The organism is Rhodoferax sp., assembly GCF_028688795.1.
Lineage (GTDB): Bacteria > Pseudomonadota > Gammaproteobacteria > Burkholderiales > Burkholderiaceae_C > Rhodoferax.
In genome coordinates this window covers 46,160-58,790 of sequence record NZ_JAQTXM010000001.1, presented here as the reverse complement: position 1 = coordinate 58,790, position 12,631 = coordinate 46,160, and the positions used below count along the sequence as shown (strand labels likewise).

The window sequence follows — 12,631 nt, the reverse complement described above, 5'->3', positions numbered from 1 at the left end:
CACGGGAGCGAACAATGGGCGGTATGCGCTACGAGGGCAAGGTAAAGAAATGGAACGCTGAGCGGGGCTTTGGCTTCATTTTGGCGGACGACAGTGGGCAAGACATTTTTGTCCACATCACCGCTTTCCCGCGCAACGGCGGTTTGCCTGCGGAGGGCGAGGCGCTTAGCTTTGAAGTTGAACCCGATGGCAAGGGCAATAAGCACGCGGTGCGGGTTTTGCGCGGTGACGCTGCGCCGCCAGCCCACGCCATTCCGTCAAAACCCAGACCAAGACAACTGAGCCATGCCCCAAAAGAGTCCTCGTTTTTCGGCAAAGTAGTGGCGCTGATATTGGTGGCCGCCGTGGGATGGTATGGCTATAGCCGCTATGCGCAGCGGGTGGTGCAGACCAAGGCGGTGGCGCAAAGTGTGGACCGATCGCCAGCGCCTGTATCACTGTTTGAGCCCGCCCAGCAAGCCCAACCCGCCGAGCATGCCCAACCAGCACAGCCAGCACCCAGCCACTTCAGCTGTGATGGCCGCAAATACTGCTCGCAGATGACTTCATGCAAAGAAGCCAAGCTCTTTCTGCAAAACTGCCCAGGCATGGAGATGGACGGCAACCATGACGGCGTGCCGTGTGAACAGCAGTGGTGCACATCGCCTTTTTCGGATTGAGTGGGAAGTTTTCCAGTTAATGAGGAAAAAGGCCTCTAGCCCTTGCAGAATTTGCGCAAGAAGCTATCGTAAAAGTAGCAACTCTTATTGCAAAGCTGCCACCATCGGAAGCCTGGACTTGCAGCGCGGAAAGTTGCTACAGCCCCAAAACCTTGCCCCACCTTTGTTGGGTGTTCGCTCCAGCATCTTTACCCCGCAGCTCGCGCAGGTAGGCCGCCAGTACTCGCCCTCAAAAGCCACGTCCATCAGCGACTGCTGCTGCTCAGGTGCATATTCCGACTAAAAAGGCACTCTATCCGGCGCAAATACGCCACCCGATGCATCAATAGATTATTGAGGGGGCACCTGCAAGGCAGCGTTACCAGACAGCCACGAATACCATCTTCTGGGTAGTCCAGTGGTCTGCCTGCACCCCCTCCCTCCACCACACAGACATGGGAGCGCACATGCCGGTCTTGGCTGGTACTGAATCAAACTCTCTTGCAAGCAAAAAAACGGCACCCGAAGGTGCCGTTTTTAAGACGAGTCAACGGACAATCACGCGGATTTGCGACGGCGCACTGCCGCCAGCCCAGCGATACCTAGACCGATCAGCGCAAGTGAACCCGGCTCCGGAACTGCATTCACGGTTGCACCGATGTTGATGTCGTCAAAAATAGCACGGTTGTTGGCACCTATTGCAGTGAATGTGTACTGGGTTGCCGTGTGGCCTCCTGCCAAGGATAGCTCTGTCAGCGACGGGCCAAAGTCGAAGAAGTCCACATTGCTGGTGAAAGTCTGGCTGAAGGCCACGTCGCCACCAGTGCCGGACACGGTCAGCGAAGTCACCGGGGTATAACCAAGAACATAGCCACTGGCGAAAGCAAACGACGTGACAGCAAAAACAGAACTGTCGTTGGCGCTGAGAGTGAAGCCCGAAGTGCTACTGCCGTTGGTCCAGGACATCAAATGGGTGGTGCCATTGCTGGGCCAGAGGTCAGCATTGTTGGCGCCCAAACCATCGGAGATGGTGCTAACTGTATAGCCTTGCTCGACGATGGACGACACCCAGTACCCCTCAGGTTGAGAATTGAAGTTCAGTACGGTGGCGTTTGCCGACACGTTGGTCAACAGCGCGGACGCTATGGCCAATGCAACGAAAGCTGCCTTGCGAAATTGATTTAGTAAGGACATTACATTTTCCAAAGATGGTTTAAAAGGATGGCACATTAACAACCAAGCAAGATCCAAGCCAATTTCATACAGCATGCAAATCAACCACTTACAGACATTTTTTGGAAGAGACTATAGTAACTGTAAGTTTTTTCGACATGACCCTGTCGCATATTTCACAGAATTCGCTTGCCACCGTAGAAACGAAAGCACGGTCACTTCAAATCATGCTCAGTGTCGCAGCGCTGCAAAATCACCGATTCTCTGATTGACCAATTAATGCACTGATCGGCCACAAAGTCTGGTGCGGCTTATACAGGCAAGTCCCAATCCAGTTCAATTTTGACACCCTGAGCTATCTGCGCATCACAGCTATCACATAGAGTCCGGACCCGGCGCACAACTCTATGAAAGCGCGAACGGCTGGTTTAGGGGAGGCAAATCGCAAACCGCAACTACCGCTATCAGCCTCTATGTACATCTCTGCATAAAGACCCTTATGCACAGTTCCCAGTTATGAACAGTTTGATTTGGCATTTCGCGTGGAAGCCGCATGGATGTTGACTTTCTTCGGATGTCTGGAAGTTGCAACTCACCATAATTCTGCTGATTCTTACACCTCAAAATTTTCTAGTCGTGCGTTTCCGCTGTAGTGCGTACATGCCACGCATTTGTGTCAAAGTCACCCCCGCCCAATGGAGGCGAGTATCAAATAGTGCTCAGAACACGTAAAACCACGCTCATCATTGGCTCGCCGTTCCGAGGCTTAGTCAAATGCTGACCGATGAAATTATGTAGAGAAAGAAACCTTGCATTGGTATGAATTTGCCAATGACAGGCAACTCACTTCAAACGGCAATTGCCCATAACTGGGAACTGTGCATAACAGCCTGTTGAAGTCAGCCGCCCAAAATTTGTCCCGTTTTCACTCGACGGGCTTCAGTAGACCCGTTGCCGCGCTCTACAGCCGACTGTGCCATCTCGTTGGCTGCAAATACAGCTGCATCCATCCCAGCCGGGAATGACTGGATCGCCAACGCCGCCTAGCGGACGTCCCATAGAAAGGCGCGCGGATCACGCTGCATAGACGGCTTCGCGGTTGCGGTTGATGCTGGCCAGCACAAAGGGGTTGCGCACGGCGCCCGGTTCTATCAAATCCACGCCACGACCCAACAATTTTTCTAAATCAGCCTTGGCGTCGAAAAACGTATCAAGGCCGGGCAATGCGTCGGGTGCGAATTCCACCAAAAAGTCGGCGTCGCTGCTGGCTGGGTTGAAGTCGTCTGCCCGTGCGACCGAGCCAAACACCTCCAGCCGACTGATGCGGTAGCGCTGGCAGGGTGCATGGGTGAATTTTTGAGGGGATTGGATTAGGTTGGCATAACTTATATGCAAAATTAGCCTCTAGCCCACGTCTTATATGCGCAAGTAGCTATTTAAAAGATAGCGACTACCCGGCTTCCAAACTCACCGTCTGGCGCTTGGCGCTGTCCAAAGTCTGACCGTGATCTGTCTTCCACTCCAGCCAGCCGTTAGCCGAGCGGCCCATCACGACACATGCGGCCAAGCTGGGGCTGGTGAACAAGTAATCGCGCGTGAAAACGTAGGAGTCGCCGCTCTGCGTCAGCACGCCATCCGTCACCAATTGCTGGCGAAAGCGCACTTGCGGGGTGCCGTCAATGGACGCCACGTTGATGAGGCGAGTGGTCGAGCCCTTGTGAACCACGAAACCCTCGGAGGTGTATTCACCCACAGCGTTGGCCTGCGGCCCTTTGCAATAAAACAACTCTGGCGCCTGGGGCTTGCCATCCGTCTGCTGCGGCGCGCCGGTGAGCGGCTCAAAGATCGGCTGGCCCAGCGTGGCGACGAGTGTGGCAGCGGTCTCGAAAATCTCGTGGCAGTCCGCCTCCAGTGGCGCGGGCGTGTGAGGCCGAGCCCCGGCGTTGCCGTTCTCCAGGCTGTAGCGCCCGGCCTGGGTTGCCTGCTGAATGGCAAACCACTCCAGAAACAGCGCGTGCGTTTGCGTCAGGCTGTTGGTGAGCGAAATCACCACCAGCGCCCGGTTCCAGAAGTCTTTGTTTTGGTTGTGCTGCACCAGCCGGGTGCCAACGCAGCCGGACTGGCCGATGTACACGCGCGGCAAACCCGCCTCCGACAGCTCGCCCAGCAAGAAGTACACACCCACCTGCTGCGCCTCGGGCAGCTTGAGGAACTCAGCCAACTGGCTGCGCGGCACTTCGATCACGCGAACAATGCGCGTCGTGATCTCAGCCACCCGCATGCCGCGCGGGTCGCCTGTGGGGAGGTAGATTTGGATGGTTTGGGGGCGGGGCATTTAAAGAATCGATGGAGATATATAGCGCTAAACTGATATATATTCTAGATCTTCTAGTGCTGTGGAAATTATATTTGGTGTTATTTTAAGAAGAATTAAATCTTTTTTATGTAGTAAGTTCCAAATATAAATTATATTGTCTAGAGTGACGGGGATTCGTGGTTTTGCCTGCGAAAGTACTCTTATAACTTCAATTCTGTCAATTCTTGAAGCATCTTTAGCTGCATCATTGTTTTCATTAAGAAATGTTAATATTTCATGTGATAAATGAGGGGCAACACGCATGCGTAGTTTACTGTGAAGCATGGCGATCCAGTTTTTATTTTTATAATGTCGATATGCCAAGTCATCAAATATTCGGCGCATGCTCCATTCTGCTGTTTCAAGAGTTGCCACGATTCCATTTAGCATGCGACTAAGATCATCTTGTCCTTCCCAGTAAGATTTGCTCTTATACCGAAGGTCATGCTCTACTTCATGCCAACCTTCTGAAAGAATACTTCTGAGTTGGACCTCGAAACAATAATCAATAGGCATTTTTCCAATTGCAATTTTATGTTCATTAATGTAGTCAGATGGGGTTTTAAAAATAAGATTGTATCGGCTTACTGTAAATTGGTCAGTTTTTGGTGTGTCAATTACAGAGCTATTTTTATCAACCTCATATTTGTCACATAGCAACTGTTTTACAACCTCGATATCTTCTGAGAAATATAATGCAACACGTATTCCAATTGTGTCTTGAATTAATTTTCCTGTAATTGAGTATTTATTTGTTTCGCGGGTTAGTTTGTCATTTAATGATTTTTCATCTTTTCCTCGTGAAAAAACTCGACATAGAATTCCTACTCGGAAAAGAGTGTCTTCAATTTGACGTCGAAGAACATCTGCAAGGTATTTGTAATTACTTTGCATATCAGCGAGAAATTATGTCTTTTATTGCTTGAAGCTCATTGAAGTTAAGTTCAACGAAAGAAACACGCATTGGCGATAAAAGAATATTTTTTTTCTTTAGGGATGAAATAGCTTCGTATAGCTCAGTTGGGCGGTAGTCACCGCTGTTTGCACAAAGTCCTTTTATTGGACGATGTTTGTGCGTTATTGTTTCGCGACCGACAGGCCAAAACTTTTCTAAGATAAATTTTTCTAAACTTAGCTGTCTGTCAGGTTGTATTTCTTCTGGTGCTGGACCAAGTGCAGCTAGTAAATTTTGAATGAATTCTTGATCACCAATTGGTCCGAGTAAATGAACTGGACCGGTCGATATGTCTTCTAAAATTTTATTTTCATAGAATTTACAATTCAAAAATGTAACGTCTGAAAGATTATTAAGTTTAAATCCACAGTTTTTAAAAATGCATTCGTTAAATTGGAAATTTTTAATTGAAAGAGTTCCGATTTCAATTTTTTCAATTTCTAGGCCTTCGGCTTCTCCATCTTTTAACTCAAAATCAATGCAGTTTTTTAAGCGTAGGCTTATATCTATTTTGTTTGATATTGAGAGGAATTCAGTTGAAGCGGATAACTTGTTCCATAGCGTTGTCTTCATATCTGCTGTACGCGGCTGATAAGAAACTATTGCCGGCTCGATGAATCGAAGGTCGTCATTGATCCATTCTTTTGCTTTTATTATATTTTTGGCAATAAAATGGCCAAAAACAAATTCATTTATAAAGCCGATTTTATTTGGTTCCCTGCTACTACGATCTAGTAGTGCATGGCTTGCTAACTTGTTTGCAATTTCTTCCTTTGTCGGCCTTTCTGTGGCTGGGTAGGATAGCAACGACTCGTCAATTATTTTTGAGTTTACTTTCTGAATGTGATCAACTATATAGTCTCTCTGCTCTGAGGTATAGCTATATTCAATCATATCATCAGCAATTGATTCTAATATTTTCTCTTGGGATTCAATTCCAATTCGCAGGTCTTGACGTTTACGCTCGCGCTCTAACATGAACTCAAAATACTTGTCTATAAGTTCATGCGGTGATTCTATGGCGGAATAAAATTTATCATCGGAAATAAGTCTTAAGTAAGATAGTAGTACGGGATTGGCTAAATTTGAAATATTAAGATCAGATTTATTTAATGCTTCAAATCTACTTTGTGGCAGCCAGTCTGATACTCTTGGTTCATTAAGCCTTATACGAACAAAATCAAAGTCAGTAGAGTGCTTGTCTATCCATGTATGAAATGCATCACCTTCAAATAAAACGGTTCTTCTTGTTGTTAAAACAATTTTTGCATTGCCTGTCAAAAATTCACCAATTGTCTCAAGCATAGGCTCGCGACTTTCAAACTCATTCCCGTCATCTGTCTTTCGAAGTAATTCATCGAAGCCATCAAGGATTGTTATCACTCGCCCATTTGTCATTTCCGCTTGTACAAGTCTAGAACTCAAAGCGGGGAATGTTCTGTCTATTTCATCTAAAAGAATGTACCTAAATACACGTGCTTGACGATTTCTTGAGAGTTCAGAGAATAATGGTAGATATTCCCCTTTTTCTTTTAATGAATGAACAATTTCATATGCTGTACAAGTTTTTCCGAAACCAGCAGCGGCTTCTATTAAAAAAAGTGTTGGTTTATTTGATTTAAGCCGTGATAGTATTTCATTTGCCGGAGTTTCTACTCCAATCTTGCCGTTTACCTTATAAGGAGCATTTATGTACTCGTATTTTGCATCGTCTGCAATGGGTGAGACAATTGCTGTTGTGAAGCGAATGTAATCATTTTCAAGTCGATGAAGAATTGAGTCGACCGAAAAGAACCCTTTAAATAATTGACGCTCCGCCTCACTTGAATCTAGGAATTGACGTTTTGTACATGCATATCCAGTCGCAGAAAAGTCTTTGAATGCTTGATCTGTGCTAGATGTTTCAGATAATGGGACAATGTCTGCATTGTCAAAATATCCTGTTTTTAAAGTAAAAACTATTACTTTGTCTGATACGTAATTTTTTGCTAACTCAAATCCATATATTTTATATATATCTTCAAGTTTTCTTTTTAATTTTAGTTCCATTTATTTTCTCCCTGTATGTTTTTATTTTTTAATATAAGGTTTCATTTTTTTATTCCTTATATTGAAGCAATTAGACCTTGTGACTCCGGTGTTACTTCCCCCAACTATCCTTCAACCCCACCGCCAGATTAAACACCGGTTTGGTCCCCTGAACATGATCCACCCGATCCGCCACAAAGTACCCATGCCGCTCAAACTGGAAGTTCTGCCCCGGCAACGCATTGGCCAGTGAAGGCTCAACAATCGCGGTCACCACTTTCAGGCTGTTCGGGTTCAAACATTCCAAGAAGTCTTTGCCGCCCGCATCGGGTTGGGCGTCGCTGAACAGGCGGTCGTACAGGCGCACTTCGGCGTTGACGCCGTTGGCCACGCCGACCCAGGTGATGGCGGCTTTGACTTTGACCAGGTCGCTGCCGGGGGTGCCGCTCTTGGTGTCGGGCACCACGGTGGCCAGCACTTCGGTAATCTTGCCATCGGCGTCTTTGGTGCAGCCGGTGCATTCGATCACGTAGCCGCCTTTCAGGCGCACTTTGTTGCCGGGGAACAGGCGTTTGTAGCCTTTGGGTGGCACTTCTTCAAAGTCTTCGCGTTCAATCCACACTTCTTTGCCAATGGTGAAGTGGCGCGGGGGTGGTGGCTCCACACCTTCGGGCGGGTGGGGCAGGGCTGGCTGGGTGCAGGGCTCCAGGTGGTCGGCGCCCATCAGGTCGTCCCAGTTGGTCAGCACGAGTTTGACTGGGTTCAGCACGGCCATGCCACGGTGCGCTTTGACTTCCAGGTCTTCGCGCAGGCAACCTTCCAGCGTGCTGTAGTCGATCCAGCTGTCGCTTTTGGTCACGCCAATGCGCTCGGCAAACAAGCGCAAGCTCTCGGGTGTGTAGCCACGGCGGCGCAGGCCGACGATGGTTGGCATGCGCGGGTCGTCCCAGCCGTTGACCTTGTTCTCGTTCACCAGTTGCGCGAGTTTGCGTTTGCTGGTGATGACGTAGGTGAGGTTGAGGCGGGCAAATTCGTATTGCTTGGGCGGCGGGGCGCTCAGCAGGCCGCCTTCAATCAGGCGCTCCATCAGCCAGTCGTAAAACGGGCGTTGGTCTTCAAACTCAAGCGTGCAAATGCTGTGGGTGATTTGTTCCAGCGCATCTTCAATCGGGTGGGCAAAGGTGTACATCGGGTAGATGCACCATTTGTCGCCCGTGTTGTGGTGGGTGGCGCGGCGAATGCGGTAAATGGCCGGGTCACGCATGTTGATGTTGGGCGAGGCCATGTCGATTTTGGCGCGCAGCACCATCGATCCGTCTTCGTGCTTGCCGTCGCGCATTTCGCGGAAGCGGGCCAGGTTCTCGGCTGGCGTGCGGGTGCGGAACGGGCTGTCCACACCGGCTTTGCCGAAGTCGCCACGGTTGATGCGCATTTGCTCGGGCGTTTGTTCGTCCACATAGGCGTGGCCGGCTTCAATCAAATGCTCGGCGGCGCGGTACATGAAGTCGAAGTAGTCGCTGGCTTGGTAGGCGGGGGCGTCGGGCGCGCCGTTCCAGTCAAAGCCGAGCCATTTGACGGCGTCGATGATGCTGTTGACGTATTCGGTGTCTTCTTTTTCGGGGTTGGTGTCGTCAAAGCGCAGGTGGCACACGCCACCGTAGTCGCGTGCCAGGCCAAAGTTGAGGCAGATGCTTTTGGCGTGGCCAATGTGCAGGTAGCCGTTGGGCTCGGGCGGGAAGCGGGTGCGGATTTTGGCCGGGTCTGGCTGCCCTGCGGCGTGGTGCGCGGCATCGCCGGGGCTGCCAGCCCAGCGGCGGGTGGCGTAGGTGCCTTTTTCCAGGTCAGATTCGATGATCTGGCGCAGGAAATTGCTGGGTTTGACTGTGTCAGAGGCGTTGGCGGTGGCTGGGGCAGAGGATTTGGCGGGGGTGTTTTGACTCATGTAAACAATTTTAGTCGGCACCCCCGGTTTGCCACTGGATGAACTGCGGTATGGTGCGTACCAGTGAGCCCGTCAATCAGGAAAGCAAGCTGCCATGAGCAAAGATTTTGAAGACACCCGAGTCATCGGCGCCTCCCCCCGCCCGTCTGAGGCACCTGCGGTTGACGACATTTTTCAGCCCGGCGTGCGGCTCATCCTGGGTTGGAGCGACATTGAGGCGGCTGTGGCTGCGGGTGCCATTGCTGCGGCAGAGGCGCGACCGCTGTGGGCGCGTTGGGTGGCCGACGGCTGCGTGACACAGGCTCCTGCCGTTGCTGCGGCATCCTTGGTGAAGGCGCCATCTGCGCCGCAGGGCGGGCCGCGTTTCAGTTTCACCAACACCTTGTATTACTTTGGCGGCATGGTTGCGATTGGGGCCATGTCTCTTTTCATGACCTTGGGCTGGCAGTCTTTTGGCGCCTGGGGTCTGGCATTGATTGGCACGGGTTATTTGCTGGCCTGCTTGTTGGTAGCTGACCATTTGAAAAAACGCAGCCTGCCGGTTCCAGCCGGAATTTTGGCCACGCTGGCCGTGGTGCTGGTGCCACTGGTGGTGTGGTCGGTGCAGCACGGCTTGGGGTTGTGGCCGCCGGGGGGCTTGAGCAGTTTTTCGGCCTACCACACCCACGTCAACTGGCGTTGGCTGACGCTTGAATTTGCCACGCTGATTGCCGGGGTGGTGATGCTGTGGCGCTACCGCCTGCCGTTCATGGTGATGCCGATTGCGGTGACGCTGTGGTACATGAACATGGACGTGGCCCATGCCCTGTGGACCGACGTGGGTCTGTGGGACTGGAAGTTCATTCGCGACGTGTCTTTGGTGTTTGGCATTGCCACCGTGTTCATCGCCCTGTGGGTGGACGTGCGCTGCCGGCGCGCCACAGCGCCCGAGTGGCGCCAAGACTATGCCTTTTGGTTGTACCTTTTTGGCACGCTGATGTTTTGGGGCGGTTTGAACCTGCGCGACTCTGATTCAGAAATAGGCAAGGCGGTGTATTGCCTGATCAATGTGGTGCTGGTGTTTGTCGGCGCGGCCTTGGGCCGACGGGTGTTCACGGTGTTTGGTGGCCTGGGTGTGGCCATGTATTTGGGCTACCTGTCCTACAAGGTGTTTGGCGACAGCCTGATGTTTCCGTTTGCGCTGACCCTGTTGGGCCTGGGCGTGGTGGCCCTGGGGATTTGGTGGCAGCGCAATGAAGAGCGCATCAACGCCGCCTTTTCCTCATGGCTGCCCTTACACCAGCAGTGACTCGGCGAATGCGTTGATGGTGGTCACATCAGGTGGCAACACGGTGTAGGGCAGGTGCTCGCGGTCCAGAATTTCACGCAGGCCCTGGTCCACTTCACGCGCTTGTTCTTCGTCCTGAAAACGGCCGGTGCGCACGTAATTTTTGTCGCCGCGCTGCACCAGAATGTTGATGTTGTCGTTCTGGCGGTACCACTCCAGAATTTGCTCGCGGGTTTTGGCTATGTCGCAAATGTTGTCGGCGTAGTTTTCGTTGTAAAACAAAATCTGGGGCAGTGAGCATTCGGTGATCAAAAAATGCACCTGGCCGTCAATCAGCTTGAGCATTTCATATTGGCGCTGGGCAATGAAATACTGGTTTTTCAGCACCTCGAAATTTTGCTGCCAGACCAGTGACTTGGCGTAATCAGGAATGGTTTCCACCGTTTTGCCGCGCAGGCTCAAATACAAAACGATGGCCGCTGAAAACAGCGATTTGTCGCTGCCCGGCCCGCCAATGATGTTGATCACCTTGGTGGGGTAAAGACGCATTTTGGTCTCAGGCAGGTGGTTGATGACGTTGGTGTAACGAATGCTCATGGTGTGTTTCTCCGAAGTCAGCACTTTATTCTGTAACCACGTCGAAATACCGTTGCGCTCCAGCAAATCGCTCACCAGCTCCAGACGCACCAGCGGGTTGTCCAGCGCCATCAGGCGGTTTTTGAGCTCTGGTGTCATGGGCAGCAGCTCGCACCAGCGGTTGGCCACCCAAGCGCAGTCGTTCAGTAGGTAGGGCGGTTGCATGGGCATTTGCTCAGGGCTGGTGCCCTGCGCCTGCAAGGTGTTGATGACCCGCTCAAGCGTATTGGCCACGGGCTGCAGGTCATCAGGAATGGGCACGCGCTGGTCATCCGGGATCACGCTCACATTGGCCACCCACAAGCCGTGCTTGAGCAATTCGTGCTGGGTGACTTCAAAGCGCTGCAGCCCTGTGCATTGAATCAACATCAGCCCAGGCTGCGGCCGGCTCAGGCTGGTGATGCGTGCCAGTGTGCCCACGGGGTAAAAGATTTCCTGCGCAAAGCTGTCGCCGCCGGCCTCGCTGCAGGGGGCTTGACGCACCTCACTGCCTTGCTTGAGGGTGACGATGCCAAACGGTGCTTCGGCCTTGAAGCACTTGCCAACCATGTCAAGGTAACGCACCTCGAAAATCTGCAGCGGCAGGTAGCCGCCAGGGAACAGCACGGTGCCCAACGGGAACAGCGGGAGGGAGCTAAGTGTGAGGGCTTGCAACATGTCAGTGACTTCAATCTTGGTGCAGATCATCCCATGATTGCCCAGAGTTTGTCTGTGCGCTGTCCCGCCATAATCCACGGGTTCTAAATCAGGGAGTTTTTGTGGATATTGTGTTGCTGATCAAGGCCGCCATCATGGGGTTGGTAGAGGGGTTGACCGAGTTTTTGCCGATTTCAAGCACCGGGCATTTGATTTTGGCGGGTGCCTTGCTGGGCTTTGACGATGAAAAAGCCAAGGTGTTTGACATTGCCATCCAGACCGGGGCCATCTTTGCTGTGATTCTGGTCTACTGGCAAAAAATACGCGACACCGTGGTGGCGCTTCCTACCGAAAAACAGGCACAGCGGTTTGCCTTGAATGTCGCCATTGCGTTTTTTCCTGCGGTGATTTTGGGCCTTCTGTTTGGCAAAGCCATCAAGGCCAACTTGTTCACCCCGGTGGTGGTGGCCAGCACCTTCATCATCGGTGGTTTCATCATCCTCTGGGCGGAGCGACGTCAGGAGAAAAATCCTGCCGTGGCGCGCATCCAGGACGTAGACGCCATGACGGCGATGGATGCCCTGAAGGTTGGTCTGGTGCAGTGCCTGGCCATGATTCCGGGCACCAGCCGCAGCGGTGCCACCATCATTGGCGGCATGTTGCTGGGTCTGTCACGCAAGGCGGCCACTGATTTTTCGTTCTACCTGGCCATTCCAACGCTGATTGGTGCGGGAGCCTACAGCCTGTACAAAGAACGCGGGCTGCTGTCCATGGCTGACGTGCCGATGTTTACCGTGGGCTTGGTGGTGTCGTTTTTCAGCGCCTGGCTGTGCATTCGCTGGCTGTTGCGCTACATCGCCAACCACAGCTTTGTTGGTTTTGCGTATTACCGCATTGTCTTCGGCATCGTGGTGCTTGCCACGGCCTGGACCGGCACGGTAACCTGGGCGGCTTGATGAATGCCTGACGTCAGAGCTGGCGCGCCGCACAGGGCTGCGGT

11 protein-coding genes are annotated in these 12,631 nt (G+C 51.8%); 3 read left to right on the top strand and 8 right to left on the bottom strand.

Annotated features, from left to right (window positions below):
• The first annotated feature begins 14 nt into the window (after positions 1 to 14).
• Entirely contained in the window at positions 15 to 659 is a 645-nt protein-coding gene (locus PHQ58_RS00275) for a cold shock domain-containing protein (RefSeq protein ID WP_300105592.1), read from the top strand.
• Between the two features lie 84 nt (positions 660 to 743).
• Here PHQ58_RS00275 and PHQ58_RS00270 read toward each other — a convergent pair whose 3' ends face one another.
• The 7 genes from PHQ58_RS00270 to PHQ58_RS00240 all read right to left on the bottom strand — a co-directional run bounded on the left by PHQ58_RS00270 (position 744) and on the right by PHQ58_RS00240 (position 9,092).
• Positions 744 to 905 carry a topoisomerase DNA-binding C4 zinc finger domain-containing protein gene (locus tag PHQ58_RS00270; RefSeq protein WP_300105590.1) on the bottom strand — a complete coding sequence of 54 codons (162 nt, stop codon included), beginning with the start codon at positions 903 to 905 and terminating at the stop codon, positions 744 to 746.
• Positions 906 to 1,196: 291 nt separating this feature from the next.
• Positions 1,197 to 1,907 carry a PEP-CTERM sorting domain-containing protein gene (locus PHQ58_RS00265; RefSeq protein ID WP_300105588.1) on the bottom strand — a complete coding sequence of 237 codons (711 nt, stop codon included), beginning with the start codon at positions 1,905 to 1,907 and terminating at the stop codon, positions 1,197 to 1,199.
• 978 nt (positions 1,908 to 2,885) lie between these two features.
• On the bottom strand, positions 2,886 to 3,206 hold the full coding sequence (locus tag PHQ58_RS00260; protein WP_300105586.1) for a nucleotidyltransferase domain-containing protein: 321 nt from the start codon (positions 3,204 to 3,206) through the stop codon (positions 2,886 to 2,888).
• Between the two features lie 55 nt (positions 3,207 to 3,261).
• Positions 3,262 to 4,146 carry a GIY-YIG nuclease family protein gene (locus PHQ58_RS00255; protein WP_300105584.1) on the bottom strand — a complete coding sequence of 295 codons (885 nt, stop codon included), beginning with the start codon at positions 4,144 to 4,146 and terminating at the stop codon, positions 3,262 to 3,264.
• Positions 4,147 to 4,173: 27 nt separating this feature from the next.
• Positions 4,174 to 5,061, bottom strand: a complete 888-nt coding sequence (locus PHQ58_RS00250; protein WP_300105582.1) for a RelA/SpoT domain-containing protein — start codon at positions 5,059 to 5,061, stop codon at positions 4,174 to 4,176.
• Position 5,062: 1 nt separating this feature from the next.
• Complete coding sequence (locus PHQ58_RS00245) at positions 5,063 to 7,171, bottom strand: hypothetical protein (protein ID WP_300105580.1); 2,109 nt, start codon at positions 7,169 to 7,171, stop codon at positions 5,063 to 5,065.
• A gap of 91 nt (positions 7,172 to 7,262) precedes the next feature.
• Positions 7,263 to 9,092 carry a glutamine--tRNA ligase/YqeY domain fusion protein gene (locus tag PHQ58_RS00240; RefSeq protein WP_300105578.1) on the bottom strand — a complete coding sequence of 610 codons (1,830 nt, stop codon included), beginning with the start codon at positions 9,090 to 9,092 and terminating at the stop codon, positions 7,263 to 7,265.
• 94 nt (positions 9,093 to 9,186) lie between these two features.
• Here PHQ58_RS00240 and PHQ58_RS00235 point away from each other — a divergent pair, with 94 nt between their 5' ends.
• Positions 9,187 to 10,380, top strand: coding sequence for a DUF2157 domain-containing protein (locus tag PHQ58_RS00235; RefSeq protein ID WP_300105576.1), 1,194 nt, complete (start codon positions 9,187 to 9,189; stop codon positions 10,378 to 10,380).
• On the opposite strand, the gene PHQ58_RS23600 is transcribed toward PHQ58_RS00235, so the two are convergent.
• The gene (locus PHQ58_RS23600; RefSeq protein ID WP_367187256.1) at positions 10,366 to 11,652 is read right to left on the bottom strand and encodes an LON peptidase substrate-binding domain-containing protein; all 1,287 of its coding nucleotides are present in this window, start codon (positions 11,650 to 11,652) and stop codon (positions 10,366 to 10,368) included. The genes PHQ58_RS00235 and PHQ58_RS23600 overlap by 15 nt on opposite strands.
• 101 nt (positions 11,653 to 11,753) lie before the next feature.
• On the opposite strand from PHQ58_RS23600, the gene PHQ58_RS00225 reads away from it, so the two are divergent.
• The gene (locus PHQ58_RS00225) at positions 11,754 to 12,587 is read left to right on the top strand and encodes an undecaprenyl-diphosphate phosphatase (protein ID WP_300105574.1); all 834 of its coding nucleotides are present in this window, start codon (positions 11,754 to 11,756) and stop codon (positions 12,585 to 12,587) included.
• Positions 12,588 to 12,631 lie beyond the last annotated feature (44 nt).